The organism is Citrobacter sp. CK194, from assembly GCF_030333395.1.
Lineage (GTDB): Bacteria > Pseudomonadota > Gammaproteobacteria > Enterobacterales > Enterobacteriaceae > Citrobacter_B > Citrobacter_B koseri.
Map to the genome: position 1 here is coordinate 446,353 of NZ_JAOWGA010000019.1, position 17,379 is coordinate 463,731.

Annotated in this window: 16 protein-coding genes; 13 read left to right on the forward strand and 3 right to left on the reverse strand. The window is 56.8% G+C overall.

Annotated elements, in window-relative coordinates; translation table 11 throughout:
* Positions 1-9: 9 nt before the first annotated feature.
* The 6 genes from gtdA (at position 10) to mdtQ (ending at position 6,348) form a co-directional block, all read left to right on the forward strand.
* Positions 10-1,047, forward strand: coding sequence for a gentisate 1,2-dioxygenase (gene gtdA / locus OGX80_RS18210; protein WP_115181393.1), 1,038 nt, complete (start codon positions 10-12; stop codon positions 1,045-1,047).
* Between the two features lie 15 nt (positions 1,048-1,062).
* Positions 1,063-1,764 carry a fumarylacetoacetate hydrolase family protein gene (locus OGX80_RS18215; protein ID WP_115181394.1) on the forward strand — a complete coding sequence of 234 codons (702 nt, stop codon included), beginning with the start codon at positions 1,063-1,065 and terminating at the stop codon, positions 1,762-1,764.
* A gap of 8 nt (positions 1,765-1,772) precedes the next feature.
* On the forward strand, positions 1,773-2,417 hold the full coding sequence (maiA, locus tag OGX80_RS18220; RefSeq protein ID WP_071258973.1) for a maleylacetoacetate isomerase: 645 nt from the start codon (positions 1,773-1,775) through the stop codon (positions 2,415-2,417).
* A 14-nt stretch (positions 2,418-2,431) separates the two neighbouring features.
* Positions 2,432-3,625: a 3-hydroxybenzoate 6-monooxygenase gene (locus OGX80_RS18225; protein ID WP_233644095.1), complete on the forward strand. Its 1,194-nt coding sequence runs from the start codon at positions 2,432-2,434 to the stop codon at positions 3,623-3,625.
* 66 nt (positions 3,626-3,691) lie between these two features.
* On the forward strand, positions 3,692-4,630 hold the full coding sequence (dusC, locus tag OGX80_RS18230) for a tRNA dihydrouridine(16) synthase DusC (RefSeq protein ID WP_012131633.1): 939 nt from the start codon (positions 3,692-3,694) through the stop codon (positions 4,628-4,630).
* Positions 4,631-4,911: 281 nt separating this feature from the next.
* Positions 4,912-6,348: a multidrug resistance outer membrane protein MdtQ gene (mdtQ, locus tag OGX80_RS18235; protein ID WP_110494035.1), complete on the forward strand. Its 1,437-nt coding sequence runs from the start codon at positions 4,912-4,914 to the stop codon at positions 6,346-6,348.
* 48 nt (positions 6,349-6,396) lie between these two features.
* Here mdtQ and OGX80_RS18240 read toward each other — a convergent pair whose 3' ends face one another.
* Positions 6,397-6,966, reverse strand: coding sequence for a DedA family protein (locus OGX80_RS18240; protein ID WP_115181396.1), 570 nt, complete (start codon positions 6,964-6,966; stop codon positions 6,397-6,399).
* Between the two features lie 163 nt (positions 6,967-7,129).
* Here OGX80_RS18240 and OGX80_RS18245 point away from each other — a divergent pair, with 163 nt between their 5' ends.
* Together OGX80_RS18245 and pbpG are read left to right on the forward strand one after the other, a co-directional pair.
* Positions 7,130-7,717: a Yip1 family protein gene (locus tag OGX80_RS18245; RefSeq protein WP_012131637.1), complete on the forward strand. Its 588-nt coding sequence runs from the start codon at positions 7,130-7,132 to the stop codon at positions 7,715-7,717.
* A 230-nt stretch (positions 7,718-7,947) separates the two neighbouring features.
* The gene (gene pbpG, locus OGX80_RS18250; protein WP_115181397.1) at positions 7,948-8,883 is read left to right on the forward strand and encodes a D-alanyl-D-alanine endopeptidase; all 936 of its coding nucleotides are present in this window, start codon (positions 7,948-7,950) and stop codon (positions 8,881-8,883) included.
* A 111-nt stretch (positions 8,884-8,994) separates the two neighbouring features.
* Here pbpG and dld read toward each other — a convergent pair whose 3' ends face one another.
* Positions 8,995-10,725, reverse strand: coding sequence for a D-lactate dehydrogenase (gene dld / locus OGX80_RS18255; RefSeq protein ID WP_024130181.1), 1,731 nt, complete (start codon positions 10,723-10,725; stop codon positions 8,995-8,997).
* A 251-nt stretch (positions 10,726-10,976) separates the two neighbouring features.
* Between dld and bglX the strand changes: the two genes are divergently transcribed.
* The 5 genes from bglX to OGX80_RS18280 all read left to right on the forward strand — a co-directional run bounded on the left by bglX (position 10,977) and on the right by OGX80_RS18280 (position 17,230).
* Positions 10,977-13,274, forward strand: a complete 2,298-nt coding sequence (bglX, locus tag OGX80_RS18260) for a beta-glucosidase BglX (protein WP_115181398.1) — start codon at positions 10,977-10,979, stop codon at positions 13,272-13,274.
* A gap of 201 nt (positions 13,275-13,475) precedes the next feature.
* A complete protein-coding gene (osmF, locus tag OGX80_RS18265) occupies positions 13,476-14,393 on the forward strand; it encodes a glycine betaine ABC transporter substrate-binding protein OsmF (protein WP_115181399.1) in 918 nt (305 codons plus the stop codon).
* A gap of 24 nt (positions 14,394-14,417) precedes the next feature.
* A complete protein-coding gene (locus OGX80_RS18270) occupies positions 14,418-15,575 on the forward strand; it encodes an ABC transporter permease (protein WP_048902379.1) in 1,158 nt (385 codons plus the stop codon).
* Positions 15,568-16,515, forward strand: a complete 948-nt coding sequence (locus OGX80_RS18275; protein ID WP_115182321.1) for an ABC transporter ATP-binding protein — start codon at positions 15,568-15,570, stop codon at positions 16,513-16,515. The genes OGX80_RS18270 and OGX80_RS18275 overlap by 8 nt, the downstream gene beginning before the upstream one ends.
* Entirely contained in the window at positions 16,499-17,230 is a 732-nt protein-coding gene (locus OGX80_RS18280) for an ABC transporter permease (protein WP_115181400.1), read from the forward strand. Before OGX80_RS18275 ends, OGX80_RS18280 begins: the two co-directional genes overlap by 17 nt.
* On the opposite strand, the gene OGX80_RS18285 is transcribed toward OGX80_RS18280, so the two are convergent.
* Positions 17,211-17,318 carry a protein YohO gene (locus OGX80_RS18285; RefSeq protein WP_047462533.1) on the reverse strand — a complete coding sequence of 36 codons (108 nt, stop codon included), beginning with the start codon at positions 17,316-17,318 and terminating at the stop codon, positions 17,211-17,213. The two genes, OGX80_RS18280 and OGX80_RS18285, sit on opposite strands and share 20 nt — an antisense overlap.
* Positions 17,319-17,379: the final 61 nt, after the last annotated feature.

A 17,379-nucleotide genomic window follows, 5' to 3' on the forward strand; every position in this document is an offset into this window, starting at 1 on the left:
AGAACCTCCATGTCTGAAGTGAATCAGGATGTTAAACACAACCGTCAGCAGTTTTATCAGCACATTTCCGGGCAAAACCTGACGCCGCTCTGGGAGTCGCTGCACCACCTGGTGCCGCAAACGCCGAACGCCAATTGCGCGCCTGCGTACTGGAACTATCAGGAGATCCGCCCGCTGTTGCTGGAAAGCGGCAACCTGATTGGCGCGAAAGAGGCTGTCCGCCGGGTGCTGGTGCTGGAAAACCCGGCGCTGCGCGGACAGTCGTCAATTACCGCGACGCTGTACGCAGGACTGCAATTGATTTTACCGGGCGAGGTGGCGCCGAGTCATCGCCACAACCAGTCAGCGCTGCGTTTTATTGTGGAAGGGCAAGGCGCGTTCACCGCCGTTGACGGCGAGCGGACGCAGATGCACCCGGGCGACTTTATTCTGACGCCGCAGTGGCGCTGGCACGATCACGGCAACCCTGGCGACGAGCCGGTGGTATGGCTGGACGGTCTGGATCTGCCGCTGGTGAATACGCTGGGCTGCGGGTTTGCAGAAGATTACCCGGAAGAACAGCAGCCGGTGACGCGCAAAGAAGGCGATTACCTGCCGCGCTACGCCGCCAACATGCTGCCGCTACGCCACCAGGTTGGCAATTCCTCGCCGATTTTCAACTACCGCTACGACCGTAGCCGTGAAGCGCTGCATGACCTGACCCGGATGGGGGAACCTGACGAGTGGGATGGCTACAAGATGCGCTACGTCAACCCGGTCACCGGGGGCTATCCGATGCCTTCGATGGGCGCGTTTTTGCAACTGTTGCCGAAAGGGTTTGCGTCGCGCGTGGCTCGCACGACCGACAGCACCATTTATCACGTTGTGGAAGGTTCCGGGCAGGTCACCATTGGCAATGAGACGTTCCACTTCATGGCGAAAGATATCTTTGTGGTGCCGACATGGCACGGCGTGTCGTTCCAGACCACGGAAGATACCGTTTTATTCAGTTTTTCGGACAAACCGGTTCAGGAAGCCCTCGGCTTGTTCCGCGAAGCGCGTGATTAAATTGGGAGAGAAAAGATGAGCAAATATGTATTCGAACCTCAGGCGCCAGTCGCGGTGCCGGTTGTTGGCAGCGATGAGCAATTCCCGGTTCGCCGCGTCTACTGCGTTGGCCGTAACTACGCCGCCCATGCCCGTGAGATGGGGTTCGATCCCGATCGTGAGCCGCCGTTCTTCTTCTGCAAACCGGCCGATGCGATCGTACCGGTTGCGGCTGGCGAAACGCTGGCGCTGGCCTATCCGTCGCAGACCGATAACTATCACTATGAAATTGAACTGGTGGTGGCGATAGGCAAGCAGGGCAGCGATATTCCGCTTGAGCAGGCGCATGAGTATGTCTGGGGCTATGCCACCGGGCTGGATATGACCCGCCGCGACCGCCAGATGGAAATGCGCCAGATGGGGCGCCCGTGGGAAATCGGCAAAGCGTTTGATTCGTCCGCGCCGATTGCGCCGCTGCATAAAGCGACCGATGTGGCAGACGTCAACAACGCGCCGATTTGGTTACAGGTAAACGGGGAAGATCATCAGCGCAGCGATATTCGCCATCTGATCTGGTCCGTCAATGAAACCATCAGCTACCTGTCCGGCTTTTTTGAACTGCAACCGGGCGACCTGATTTTCACCGGCACGCCGGAAGGGGTCGGGGCAGTGGTGAAAGGGGATGTGATTACCGGCAATGTGGAAGGGTTAACGCCGATCGCCGTGAAGATTGTCTGAGGTGAATGATGAAGCTGTACAGTTTTTTTAATAGCTCGGCGTCTTATCGCGTGCGTATCGCGCTGGCATTAAAAGGCATCGATTATGAGACGGTGGGCGTCAACATTCGTATCGGCCAGCAGAATGCGCTGAGCTATCGACGGATGAACCCGATCGGGCTGGTGCCGACGCTGGTGACTGATGACGGTGAATCTCTCGGGCAATCGCTGGCAATCATCGACTGGCTGGATCGCCACTTCCCGCAGACGCCGTTGCTGCCGCAGGTCGATCCGGCGCGCAGCCAGGCGCTGGAAATTGTCTATGCCATTGCCTGTGATATTCACCCGGTGAACAACCTGCGCGTACTGCGCTACCTGACTGACGAGCTGAAGATCGGCGAAGAAGACAAGAAACGCTGGTACGCCCACTGGGTGCAACAAGGGCTTAGCGCGGTGGAACAGCTGTTGCGGCAGGGGCAGTCCGGGCAGTTTTGCGTGGGGGATACGCCCACGCTGGCGGATTGCTGCCTGATTCCACAATGGGCCAATGCGCTGCGAATGGGATGCGACCTGAGCGGTTATCCGCGCTGCAAGGCGGTTTATGACGCCTGTACCCGGCTTCCGGCCTTTATCGCCGCCGCCCCCGAAAATCAACAAGACAAAATTTCAGCCTGATAAGGAGAACGACAATGGCTAAAGTGACAAGCGCAATTATCGTGGGTGGCGGTATTGGCGGCGCAGCGACCGCGCTGTCGCTGGCGCGCCAGGGCATTAAAGTGATGCTGCTGGAAAAGGCTCATGAAATTGGTGAGATTGGGGCGGGGATTCAGCTCGGGCCGAATGCGTTTTCCGTGCTGGACAGCCTCGGCGTTGGTGAAGTTGCTCGCCAGCGCGCGGTCTTTACCGATCATATTACGATGATGGACGCCGTGAATGCCGAAGAGGTCGTGCGCATTGAAACCGGCCAGGCCTTTCGCGACCATTTTGGCGGCCCGTATGCCGTGATTCACCGGGTGGATATTCATGCCACCGTCTGGGAAGCGGCGCTGACCCACCCGGGCGTGGAGTACCGGACTTCGACGAATATTGTCGATATCCGCCAGACGCCGGACGATGTAACGGTGTTTGACGAGCAGGGGAATAGCTGGACGGCAGATATTCTGCTGGGCTGCGATGGCGTGAAATCGGTCGTGCGCCAGAGTCTACTTGGCGATATTCCGCGCGTGACCGGGCATGTGGTGTACCGGGCCGTGGTGGAGTGCGACGACATGCCGGAAGATTTGCGCATCAACGCGCCGGTACTGTGGGCCGGGCCGCATTGCCATCTGGTGCATTATCCGTTGCGCGGCGGGAAACAGTACAATCTGGTGGTGACGTTCCATAGCCGTCAGCAGGAGGAGTGGGGCGTGAAAGACGGAAGCAAAGAAGAGGTGCTCTCTTATTTTGCCGGGATTCACCCGCGTCCGCGTCAAATGCTCGACAAACCCACCTCCTGGCGCCGTTGGGCGACCGCTGACCGGGAACCGGTAGAGAAATGGGGAACCGACCGCATCTCGCTGGTGGGCGACGCCGCGCACCCGGTTGCGCAATATATGGCGCAGGGCGCCTGCATGGCGCTGGAAGACGCCGTTACGCTGGGTAAAGCGCTGGAGCGTTGTCATGGCGATGCGCAGCAGGCCTTTGCGTTGTATGAGTCGGTGCGTATTCCCCGCACGGCGCGAATTGTCTGGTCAACCCGCGAGATGGGGCGCGTCTACCATGCCGCAGGCGTGGAGCGACAGGTGCGTAATCTGCTGTGGAAAGGCAAATCCCAGCAGGAGTTTTATCGCGGCATTGAGTGGCTGTATGGCTGGAAGGAAGATAACTGCCTTGAGCCACGCTGAGAGACTTTAAACCGCACCACAGAGGCGCTACCATAGCGCCTCTTTTTTTGCAGGTAACGAAATGCTATGCGTGTTTTACTGGCACCGATGGAAGGCGTGCTCGACTCTCTGGTGCGCGAGCTACTGACCGAGGTTAATGATTACGATCTGTGCATCACGGAGTTTTTACGCGTGGTGGATCAGCTTCTGCCGGTAAAAGTGTTTCATCGCATCTGCCCGGAACTGCACAATGCCAGCCGCACGGCGTCCGGCACAGTCGTGCGTATTCAACTGCTGGGGCAATACCCGCAGTGGCTGGCGGAAAACGCCGCCCGCGCGGTGGAGCTGGGCTCATACGGCGTGGATTTAAACTGCGGCTGTCCGTCGAAAATGGTGAACGGCAGCGGAGGCGGGGCGACGTTGCTCAAAGATCCTGAGCTTATCTATCAGGGGGCAAAAGCGATGCGCGAAGCCGTGCCTGCGCATTTACCAGTCACGGTGAAGGTGCGTCTGGGCTGGGACAGCGGCGAAAGAAAATTTGAAATTGCCGATGCCGTCCAGCAGGCAGGAGCGACAGAGCTTGTCGTGCATGGGCGCACCAAAGAGCAGGGTTATAAAGCCGAACATATTGACTGGCAGGCGATTGGCGAGATCCGCCAGCGACTCACTATTCCGGTTATCGCCAATGGTGAAATCTGGGACTGGCAGAGCGCGCAAGAGTGTATGGCGGTCAGCGGCTGCGACGCGGTGATGATGGGACGTGGAGCGTTAAACATCCCGAATCTCAGCCGCGTGGTGAAATATAACGAACCGCGTATGCCCTGGCCGGAAGTGGTTTTACTGCTACAAAAATACACCCGGCTGGAAAAGCAGGGGGATACCGGGCTGTATCATGTGGCGCGTATTAAGCAGTGGCTGGGGTATTTGCGTAAGGAATATACGGAAGCCACCGCGCTATTTCAGGAAATCCGTGCGCTTAATAATTCCCCCGATATTGCTCGCGCCATTCAGTCCATTGATATTTAAATCGCCTTATCAGGCCGCGTGCCTGATGGCGCTTCGCTTATCCGGCCTACACAGTCTGTAGGCCGGATAAGACGGTACGTCGCCATCCGGCAGCGGTTCGACAGGGAATTACGCAAAAGGTAAATATCATTCCATGAAATACTTTAATTATAATCATCTGTTTCAATTATAATTTTCTAATTATATTTTTCCTTTTCCAAAGATGTATTGCCACGCGTAACTAAAAAACAGGACGCAACACCACGTAATCTCTGCGCACCTTTTCTTACCAGAACGTCTCCATGAACCGCGATTCTCTCCTGGCCACAACGGTGTGCCTGTCTCTTTTTACGCTGCTGGCGGGTTGCGCGCCGATGCATGATACCCGCCAGTCGCTGACGCGACAAACGCCTGCTGCACAGGTTGATTCACCATTACCGACGGCAATAAAAAACGGTTGGCCGGACAGCCAGTGGTGGAAGGCGTACCACGATCCCCAGCTTGATGCCTTAATTGACAACGCATTACAGCATTCTCCTGATATGCAGGTGGCTGAACAGCGTATACAACTCGCCGAGGCGCAGGCGAAGGCGGTTGAAGCGCAGGATGGCCCCCGGCTGGATTTCTCTGCGGATGTTGAGCGCCAGAAAATGTCTGCGGAAGGGCTGATGGGGCCGTTTGCCATCACCGATCCGGCGGCGGGAACCACCGGGCCGTGGTACACCAACGGGACGTTCGGCTTAACCGCCGGTTGGGATCTGGATCTCTGGGGCAAGAACCGGGCTGAAGTCAGCGCGAGAATCGGCGTAGTGAAAGCGCGTGAAGCGGAACAGGCGCAAACCCGGCAACTGCTGGCAAGCGGTGTCGCGCGTTTATACTGGGAATGGCAGACGCAGGCGGCGCTTAAAGCGGTGCTGACGCAAATCGAACATGAACAGCAAAACGTCATTACGGTTGATCGCCAGCTGTATCAAAACGGTATTACCTCCTCGGTCGAAGGGGTGGAAACCGATATTGATGCCGGTAAAACGCAGCAGCAGCTAAATGATGTGGCCGGTAAAATGAAGATTATTGAGGCGCGTCTGAGTGCGCTGACCAATGCGCAATCGGCCTCGCTGACCCTGCATACGGTTGCTCTGCCAGTGACTGAAAGCCAGTTGCCCGCTCAGTTGAGCTATGAACTTCTGGCTCGCCGACCCGATTTACAGGCGGCGCACTGGTACATTGAGTCCTCTTTAGGCAGCGTTGACGCCGCAAAAGCAGCGTTTTATCCCGATATCAACCTGATGGCGTTTCTGCAACAGGACGCCCTGCACCTGAGCGATCTGTTTCGCCATTCCGCACAGCAGATGGGCGTCACCGCCGGGCTGACGCTGCCGATCTTTGACAGCGGCAGGCTGAACGCCAGTCTTGATATCGCGAAAGCGCAAAGTAATCTCTCTGTCGCGAATTACAACAAAGCGGTGGTGGATGCGGTGAATGATGTGGCGCGCGCCGCCAGTCAGGTTGAAACGATGGCTGAAAAAAATCAGCACCAACGGCAGATTGAGCATGACGCACAGCGGGTGGTTGGTCTGGCACAGGCGCGGTTTAATGCCGGAATTATTGCGGGCTCCCGCGTCAGCCAGGCGAAGATCCCGGCGCTGCGGGAACATTGCAACGGCCTGATTTTGCAAGGGCAATGGCTGGATGCGTCCATCCAGCTCACCAGCGCGCTGGGCGGCGGTTATCATCTTTGAGCGTCGTGCCGGATGGCGCTTTAATGCCGGCCAAATAAGCCTGAAGCGCTAAGGCGCATCAGGCTTATTGCGCCGTTTTAACCACCAGCGAGCGCCAAAAACCAGCCCAACCACCAGCGCCAGCCAAATCACATGCTTTATATGCTGGTCGAAACTGTGCAGCCACGGCGCGATCACCTCGCCGCCAATATAGCCCAGGGTGGTAAACAGCAAAGCCCAGATCATCGCCCCCAGAATATTCAGCGGCAGAAAGATTTTAGGCGGCAGGTGGCTGGCACCAATCAATAGCGGCCCAATGATGCGAAAGCCGTACATAAATCGGGAACCGATCACAAACAGGTACGGGCGACGCTGGATCATTTTCTGCGCCAGATGAATTTTGGCGCGATGTCGGGAAAAGCGCCGCAAAATTTTGCCGCCATAGCGACGACCCAACAAATAGAGCACCTGATCGCCAATCATGCCGCCGAGTGCGACAGAGAGCACCACCAGAGGGAATTTAAGCAATCCCTGATGGACTGCCACGCCGCCTAACAGGGTGATGGTCTCGCCTTCCGCCATACTGCCAATAATCAGCGCGGCGTAACCGTAATGCGTGATAAGACTGTTGATATCCATACGTGAAAACGACCTCCCGCCTTTAGCATACACCCTATCAATGTTTATGGCCGGAAAAGGCGCGACGTTAGCGCATCGGTTTTTATGCGCTGTACATAAAATAATCGAAAGCTGAATTATACTTGAAGTGTTGAGATCCAGAGCTGACAAGCAGGGGGGCGGTATGAACCATGTCTGGGGGCTATTTTCCCATCCCGATCGTGAAATGCGCGTGATCAAAAGCGAAAACGAAACGGTGTCGCATCACTATACCCACCATGTGCTGCTGATGGCGGCGATCCCGGTGATTTGCGCCTTTATTGGCACCACGCAAATTGGCTGGAATTTTGGTGATGGCAATGTGCTGCGCTTGTCTCTGTTTACAGGGCTGGCGTTCGCGGTTCTGTTTTACGGCATGATGCTGGCCGGGGTTGCCGTGATGGGGCGGGTCATCTGGTGGATGGCGCGCAACTACCCGCAACGGCCTTCCCTGGGACACTGTATGGTCTTTGCCGGGTATGTCGCAACGCCGCTGTTTTTAAGTGGTCTGGTGGCGCTTTATCCGCTGGTGTGGCTCTGTGCGTTAGTCGGTACTGTCGCACTGTTTTATACCGGTTACCTGCTGTATCTCGGCATCCCGACATTCCTGAACATCAGTAAAGAGGAAGGTCTGAGCTTTTCCAGTTCGACGCTGGCTATCGGCGTGCTGGTACTGGAAGTGCTGCTGGCGATGACGGTGATCCTGTGGGGATATGGATACCGGTTATTCTGAGGTATGAAAAGAATTCGGGTCGCAGGAGGGCGGTAAATGGACAACAGCAGCGCGCCTGCGCCCCGAAACAGGGAAGAGACGAGTGTAAAAGCCAGCATGCAGCATTTCGTGACGATTCTCTTATGGCGACAACGCTGTCGGGTCGCTATGATGCCGGAGCTAGCTTGAGTAAAATCCTGGCTCAGGCGGTGTACGTTCTACGTGCGTGAATCATTATCAGAAATCTCATCATGCTGAAATTCCGAGTTTCATTATTTAGCCTTGCCCTGATGCTGGCTGTCCCTTTTGCGCCACACGCTGTGGCGAAAACCGCGGCTGCCGCCGTAGCGTCTCAACCGGAAATTGCTTCTGGAAGCGCGATGATTGTTGATCTGAACACCAACAAAGTGATCTATTCGAACCACCCGGATCTTGTGCGTCCGATTGCGTCGATCACCAAATTAATGACGGCGATGGTGGTGCTTGATGCGCGACTGCCGCTGGATGAAAAACTGAAAGTCGATATCAGCCAGACGCCGGAAATGAAAGGCGTTTACTCACGCGTGCGTCTGAACAGTGAAATCAGCCGTAAAAATATGTTGCTGCTGGCGCTGATGTCTTCGGAAAACCGGGCGGCGGCAAGCCTGGCGCATCATTATCCGGGTGGCTATAACGCTTTTATTAAAGCGATGAATGCTAAAGCCAAAGTGTTGGGCATGACCCACACCCGTTTTGTGGAGCCGACGGGACTGTCGATTCATAACGTATCGACCGCCCGTGACCTGACGAAACTGTTGATTGCCAGCAAGCAGTACCCGCTGATTGGTCAGTTAAGCACCACGCGTGAGGATATGGCGACCTTTGCAAACCCGGCATACACCTTGCCGTTTCGCAATACGAATCACCTGGTGTACCGCGATAACTGGAATATTCAGTTGACCAAGACCGGGTTTACCAACGCTGCGGGTCATTGCCTGGTGATGCGCACGATGATCAACAACAAACCGGTGGCGTTAGTGGTGATGGATGCCTTTGGCAAATATACCCATTTTGCCGATGCCAGCCGTTTACGCACCTGGATTGAAACCGGCAAAGCGATGCCCGTTCCGGCCGCCGCGTTGAGTTATAAAAAGCAGAAAGCCGCGCAGATGGCCGCAGCAGGCGAGCAGACCGCACAAAACGATTGAATTTTTTGATATGTGCCTGAATCCGGCCTACAGTTTGTAGGCCGGATAAGGCGCTTACGCCGCCATCCGGCACGATATTTAAAACAGCTCCATCGCTGTAAATACGAGAAATCAATGCGTCTCGTCGGACGCCGCTTCTTTCCAGAATTTCAGCTTACTTGTTTTACCAATACCCGGATTCATGCTGTTGGTGGGGTCATTTTCACGATAAAAACGCGCCAGCGTCTCCGGCGCTTTGTACAAATGACCAACGTTATGCTCTGCCGGATATTGCGCGCCGCGCTGGCGCAGCAGTTCCAGCATTTGCTCTTTCAGCGCATGGGCATCGACGCCTTTCTTCACGATGTAATCCTGATGGAAGACATAGCACATGAAATGACCGTAATAGAGTTTATGCACCAGCTGGCTGTCAATTTCCGGCGGCAGATGCTCATACCATTCGGTGTCGTTACGTCGTAAGGCGATATCCAGTGCGAGAATATCCTCCACCTCATCGGCATGCACCGCCTGATAACGGATTGCCGCGCCTGCTGCGGCAAAACGGTGCAGGAACGCTTTGCTGCCTTCTTCCGGGGTACAGGCAAAGAAATCGCCCTCGGCGGTTTTGAAAAACTCGGTCAGCCAGCTTTGCGCTTCCGCCACTCCGTCTCCCGCCATTTTTAACAGCAGATGATGTTCATATTTGTCGCGCCAGCTTTTCATGCGCGGCGGCAGATGATTAGGGAATAAATGGCCGAACTTCTGCATCGCGCGGTCGGTGAAATGCGGGCGGAAGATTTTTACCTTTTCCAGCATCGCGTCGGTACGGCCTTTGAGCGTAAAGAAGAACGGCATTTTGTCGGTGCCGAGCTTGTCGATCATCAGGAACGTATCTTTGCCATATTTCTCCGCGATGTCGTAAATATCGCGGTGCATATATTCACCGGCAACCGGCAGGTTGTCGAACTTCGCCAGGATATGACGACGAATCTCGGTCAGCACGTCGGGCTGATTGGTGCCGATGTAAAAGACCTGCTGGTTTTTTTCCGCCTCGAAAGTGTCCAGCCGCACGGCGAACACCGCCAGCTTACCCGCGCAGCCGGAGGATTCGAACAGGCGATCCGGGTCAGCGTTATAGCGGGCAGGGGTATCGGCCTCAATGTCCCTGACGCGAGTCACGTAATCGTAATCGTGGGCGTGGCGGCCATCGTGGCGCACATCTTCATCTTTGATGCGTTCATCATCGAGTGTGCTGAGGATCTGTTCCGGGGTCTGGCCCAGTTCGATGCCCAGATGGTTCACCAGCTGTAATTTGCCCTGTTCATCAATGCGCGCGAACAGCGACATTTCGGTATACGCCGGGCCGCGTTGTACCAGCGACCCGCCGGAGTTATTGCAGATGCCGCCAATAACTGACGCGCCGATACAGGAGGAACCGATAACCGAGTGCGGTTCGCGACCAAAAGGTTTAAGCGCTTTTTCCAGTGAGTACAGCGTGGTGCCTGGGTATGCCAGCACCTGTTCGCCTTTACTGAGGACGTGCAGCTTGTCGAGGCGTAGCGTGCTGATGATGACAATTTCGCGATCGTAATCGTTGCCGTTCGGCGTGGAACCTTCAGTCAGGCCGGTATTGGCGGCCTGCATCAGGATGATTTTATCGGCGTTTACGCAGGCGTTCAGTACGCGCCACAATTCCAGCAGCGAGCCGGGGAAGACCACGGCCAGCGCTTCGCCCTGACCGGAACGGAACCCCTTGCGGTAGCGGGCGGTTTTTGCAGGATCGGTGAGCAGGTGCGAATGACCCACCAGACGGGTGAGCTCGTTAAGAAAGGCTTTATTATCTGTCGTTGTAATGGAAGACATTCTCCACTCCTTGTGGTGGGACAAACTATCGGAACTAAGCATAGCGCTTTGTATGACAATACGCTTTCTCATGCAACTTGTCTCGGTGCAGGCTTAGCGTATTCCTGATCCTCCTTCCTGCGCAGGGGACGTTAAAAAAATCAGAGAATAACCTTAGCTTTCTTCTCCTCTCCCGATTAGGCTTATGGCAAACTGCGGTTTTTGTTATATTTTTGCTGCCACGTCGGGCTAAAGAAAAAGAGAGAATCAAGATGAAATGGCTATGTTCTGTAGGTGTTGCGGTAAGCCTTGCGTTGCAGCCAGCGCTGGCGGAAGCGTTGTCTGGCAACCATCCGCTGACGCCTGAAGCTCGGGATGCGTTTGTCACTGAATTGCTCACGAAAATGACCGTCGATGAGAAAATCGGTCAGCTGCGTTTGATAAGCGTTGGGCCCGACAACCCGAAAGAAGCCATCCGGGAGATGATCAAATACGGGCAGGTCGGGGCGATTTTTAACACCGTCACCCGCCAGGATATCCGAAAAATGCAGGATCAGGTGATGGAACTGAGCCGCCTGAAAATCCCTCTCTTTTTCGCCTATGACGTGCTGCACGGGCAGCGTACCGTTTTCCCTATCAGCCTCGGCCTGGCCTCCTCGTTTAATCTGGAGGCGGTAAAAACCGTGGGTCGCGTCTCGGCGTATGAGGCGGCTGACGATGGCCTGAACATGACCTGGGCGCCAATGGTGGATGTGTCCCGCGATCCGCGCTGGGGACGCGCGTCGGAAGGCTTTGGTGAAGATACGTATCTGACGGCGATCATGGGCAAAACGATGGTCGAGGCGATGCAGGGTAAAAGCCCGGCGGATCGCTATTCGGTGATGACCAGCGTGAAACATTTCGCCGCCTATGGCGCGGTTGAGGGCGGGAAGGAATACAACACCGTCGATATGAGCCCGCAGCGCCTGTTCAACGACTATATGCCGCCGTATAAAGCCGGGCTGGACGCGGGCAGCGGCGCGGTGATGGTGGCGCTCAACTCACTGAACGGCACGCCTGCGACGTCAGATTCGTGGCTGTTGAAAGAGGTGCTGCGCGACGAGTGGGGCTTTAAAGGCATCACCGTTTCCGATCACGGCGCGATCAAAGAGCTGATTAAACACGGCACGGCATCCGACCCGGAAGACGCGGTGCGCGTGGCGCTCAAGTCCGGCATCAACATGAGTATGAGCGATGAGTATTACAGCAAATACCTGCCGGGGCTGGTCAAATCAGGCAAAGTAACGATGGCGGAACTGGACGATGCCGCGCGCCATGTGCTGAACGTGAAATATGACATGGGGTTGTTTAACGATCCGTACAGCCACCTGGGCGCAAAAGAGTCCGATCCGCAGGATACGAACGCCGAGAGCCGCCTGCATCGCAAAGACGCGCGCGACGTTGCGCGCGAAAGTCTGGTGCTGCTGAAGAACCGTCTGGAAACGCTGCCGTTGAATAAATCCGGCACCATTGCGGTGGTGGGGCCGCTGGCCGACAGTCAGCGTGATGTGATGGGAAGCTGGTCTGCCGCTGGCGTCGCCAGCCAGTCCGTTACGGTGCTGACGGGGATTAAAAACGCGCTGGGCGACAAAGGCAGAGTGATATACGCCAAAGGGGCGAATGTCACTAATGACAAAGGCATTGTTGATTTCCTCAATCAGTATGAGGAGGCGGTGAAAGTAGACCCTCGTTCGCCAGAAGCGATGATTGACGAGGCCGTTAATGCCGCGAAACAGTCCGATGTGGTTGTGGCCGTTGTCGGGGAAGCGCAGGGTATGGCGCATGAGGCTTCCAGCCGCACCGACATTCAGATCCCGCAAAGCCAGCGCGATCTGATCGCGGCGTTGAAGGCGACGGGTAAACCGTTGGTGCTGGTGCTGATGAACGGTCGTCCGCTGGCGCTGGTGAAAGAAGATCAGCAGGCTGACGCCATTCTGGAAACCTGGTTTGCCGGTACGGAAGGCGGTAACGCCATTGCTGACGTTCTGTTCGGCGACTATAACCCGTCGGGTAAACTGCCGATGTCCTTCCCGCGCTCTGTCGGGCAGATCCCGGTTTACTACAGCCATCTCAACACCGGTCGTCCGTATAACGCCGACAAGCCGAACAAGTACACCTCCCGCTACTTTGACGAGGCGAATGGCCCGCTGTATCCGTTTGGTTATGGTCTGAGCTACACCACGTTTACCGTTTCCGATGTGACGCTCTCTGCACCCACCATGAAGCGCGATGGCGCGGTAACGGCCAGCGTGCGGGTGACGAATACCGGCAAGCGCGAGGGGGCGACGGTAATCCAGATGTATTTGCAGGATGTCACGGCATCGATGAGTCGTCCGGTAAAACAGCTGAAAGGCTTTGAGAAGGTAACGCTGAAGCCGGGAGAAACGCAGACCGTTAGCTTCCCGATTGATATTGAGGCGCTGAAATTCTGGAACCAGCGTATGAAGTATGACGCGGAGCCCGGCAAGTTTAACGTCTTTATTGGCGTCGATTCCGCCCGTGTGAAGCAAGGCGAGTTTGAACTGCTGTAGCCACGCGCCATGCCTGTCAGCTCCGTAGGCCGGATAAGACGCGTTAGCGTCGCCATCCGGCACCGGTGCGCCTGATTGCCGGATGGCGCTTGCGCTTATCCGGCCTGCGAATTGCCCCTGCCTTTTGTCGCTCTGCTATTTTTCAACTATGCTTTTTCCTCAAGTCTCTGAAAAGGGATGTAAAAGAATGAGGAAAGCAGCATGACAATTTCAAAAACAGGGGCGGGGGCGCTGCTGCTGTTAGCGGCGGTCAGTCTGCCGTTGCAGGCCGCATCACCCGTAACGGTCGGATCAAAAATCGATACGGAAGGCGCCTTGCTTGGCAATCTGATTTTACAGGTGCTGGAAAGCCACGGCGTTAAAACGGTGAATAAAGTGCAACTGGGTACAACCCCGGTAGTACGCGGCGCGATTACCTCCGGCGAGCTGGATATTTACCCGGAATATACCGGAAACGGCGCATTCTTCTTTAAAGACGAAAACGATCCGGCATGGAAAAACGCACAGGAGGGGTTTGAAAAAGTCAAAAAACTGGATGCTGAGCAGAACAAGCTGGTCTGGTTAACGCCAGCGCCTGCAAACAATACCTGGACGATTGCGGTGCGCCAGGATGTTGCGGAAAAGAATAAACTGGTTTCGCTTGCGGATCTCGGACGCTATCTGAAAGAGGGCGGAACGTTCAAGCTGGCCGCCTCCGCCGAGTTTATTGAACGCGCCGATGCGCTGCCTGCCTTTGAAAAAGCCTACGATTTTAAACTGAATCAGAACCAGTTGCTGTCGCTGGCTGGCGGCGATACGGCGGTGACCATTAAAGCGGCCGCTCAGCAAACGTCCGGCGTAAACGCGGCAATGGCCTATGGCACCGACGGCCCGGTCGCGGCGCTGGGGCTGCAAACACTGAGCGATCCGCAAGGCGTCCAGCCTATCTATGCGCCTGCTCCGGTGGTTCGTGAGTCGGTGCTAAAAGAATATCCGCAGATGGCGGAATGGTTGCAGCCGATCTTTGCCAGCCTGGATGAAAAAACGTTGCAACAGTTGAATGCCAGTATCGCCGTTGAAGGGCTGGATGCGAAAAAAGTCGCGGCAGATTACCTGAAGCAAAAAGGCTGGGTGAAGTAACACATTTTGTATCAGGTCAGTAAGGTGTCAAAAGTCAGTCTTAACCGTGTGTTGCTGCTGTTGGTGATCCTGACGGGGGTTGCCGCCGCGCTGCCTTTCGTCAACTACGCCCCCAATCGCCTGGTGTCAGGGGAGGGGCGTCAGATCTGGGATATCTGGCCGGGTTCGGTTTCTCTGCTGGCGGGCGCCGGGTGCGCATTGCTGGTGTTGTGCTTTGTCCCTGGGAAAAAGGGCAGCGTGCTGACGCTTGTGCTGGCGCAGGCGCTGGTGATCGCCATGCTCTGGAGCGTGGGGAAAGCGGCAACGCATCTGGCGCAGGCCGGCAGCCCGCTGGCGCGCACCAGCCTGGGGAGTGGCCTGTGGCTGGGTCTTGGGCTCACCCTGCTGGCCTGTAGCGATGCCATTCGCCGTATCACCACCCAACCGCTCTGGCGCTGGCTTCTGCATGCGCAAATTGCGCTCTTACCGCTGGCGCTGCTGCTCACCGGCGCATTCAACGATCTCTCTTTACTCAAAGAGTACGCTAACCGGCAGGATATTTTTGATAATGCGCTGGTTCAGCACCTGACGCTGCTGGCGGGAACCGTGTTGCCCGCGTTGCTGATTGGCGTACCGCTGGGCATCTGGTGCTCGTTTGCAACGGCGCGGCAGGGGCCGGTCTTTGCCGTTCTGAATGTTATCCAGACCATCCCTTCCGTTGCGCTGTTTGGCCTGCTGATTGCCCCGCTTGCCGGGCTGGTGAAGGCGTGGCCCTGGCTGGGAACGCTTGGCGTGGCGGGAACCGGGTTAACGCCCGCCCTGATTGCGCTGGTGCTCTATGCGTTACTGCCGCTGGTGCGCGGCGTGGTTGCCGGGCTTAACCAGGTGCCGCGAGACGTGCTGGAAAGCGCGCGGGCGATGGGGATGAGCGCTTCTCAACGCTTTATCCATGTACAACTGCCGCTGGCGTTGCCGGTTTTTTTACGCAGCCTGCGCGTGGTTATGGTGCAAACGGTGGGGATGGCGGTCATCGCCGCCCTGATTGGGGCGGGAGGGTTTGGCGCCCTGGTCTTTCAGGGACTGCTCAGCAGCGCCGTTGATCTGGTTCTGCTGGGGGTGATCCCGGTCATTGCGCTGGCCGTGCTGATCGACGCGCTGTTTGATTTATGGATCGCACTCCTGAAGGTAACGAATGATGATTGAATTTAGCCATGTCAGCAAAACCTTCGGTGCGCAGAAGGCCGTCAACGACCTCAATCTGCATTTTCGCGAAGGCAGCTTTTCAGTGCTGATTGGCACATCGGGGTCGGGAAAATCCACCACGCTGAAGATGATTAACCGCCTGGTGGAGCATGACAGCGGGGTGATCCGTTTTGCCGGGGAAGAGATCCGCAGCTTGCCGGTGCTGGAACTGCGTCGTCGCATGGGGTACGCCATCCAGTCGATCGGCCTTTTCCCGCACTGGACGGTGGCGCAAAACATTGCCACCGTACCGCAACTGCAAAAGTGGTCGCGCTCGCGTATTGATGACCGCACAGAAGAACTAATGACGCTGCTGGGACTGGACGTGAATTTGCGTCACCGTTATCCGCACCAGCTCTCTGGCGGGCAACAGCAGCGCGTTGGGGTGGCCCGTGCGCTGGCTGCCGATCCGCAGGTATTGCTGATGGATGAGCCGTTTGGCGCGCTGGACCCGGTAACGCGCGGGGCGCTTCAGCAGGAGATGACCCGTATTCACCGGCTGCTTGGCCGCACCATCGTGCTGGTGACGCACGATATCGACGAGGCGCTGCGTCTGGCGGAGCATCTGGTGCTGATGGATGGCGGCGAAGTGGTACAGCAGGGCACGCCGCTGGAAATGCTGACTGCGCCAGCGAATGATTTTGTGCAGGCGTTTTTTGGGCGCAGCGAACTGGGCGTGCGGCTGCTGTCGCTGCGCAGCGTGGGGGATTATGTGCGTCGCCATGAGCAAGTGGGCGGTGACGCGCTGGCGGAAGAGATGACGCTGCGCGATGCGCTGTCTGTCTTTGTGGCGCGAGGGTGCGACGTATTGCCGGTGGTGGATCAGCAGGGCACTCCCTGCGGGACGCTCCATTTTCGCGATCTGCTTTCGGAGGCGCTGCCCGGTGAAACGACGGTCTGATCCGCTGCTCTGGCTTATTGTCGCTTTTCTGGCGCTGCTTGCGGGGCTGCCGTACAGCCAGGCGGTGTTTGGCGCGCTGTTTCCGCAGCTGCCACGACCGGTTTACCAGCAAGAAAGCTTTATGGCACTGGCGCTGGCCCATTTCTGGCTGGTGGGCGTATCAAGCCTGATTGCTGTGGCGGTTGGCGTCGGGGCGGGGATTGCGGTCACTCGCTCATGGGGGGCAGAGTTTCGCCCGCTGGTGGAAACCATCGCCGCCGTCGGGCAGACCTTTCCGCCGGTCGCGGTGCTGGCGATAGCCGTTCCGGTGATGGGGTTTGGTCAGGAGCCAGCCATTATCGCGCTGATCCTCTACGGGGTTTTGCCGATATTGCAGGCCACGCTCGCCGGGCTGGGGGCGATTCCCGCCAGCGTCATGAGCGTGGCGCGCGGGATGGGGATGAGCCGGGGACAGCAGCTGTGGAAAGTCGAACTGCCGCTGGCCGCGCCGGTGATTCTGGCGGGGATTCGCACCTCGGTAATCATCAATATTGGGACTGCGACGATCGCCTCGACGGTGGGCGCCAGCACGCTCGGCACGCCGATTATTATCGGGCTGAGCGGCTTTAACACCGCCTATGTGATTCAGGGGGCTTTACTGGTCGCGCTGGCGGCGATCATTGTCGATCGCCTGTTCGAGCGTCTGGTGCTGCGCCTTAACCGGCACGTAAAATAAACGTATAGCCAGCGAGCATCACGCCGCCGATACCGCCGATAGCCATCAGCAGGAAGAGGGTAATCACACCGATTTTAGCTGCGCGCATTGTGCACTCCTTATGTTAACAAAAGGATTGTACCGTAAAGCACGTTTGTTAATGAATCATT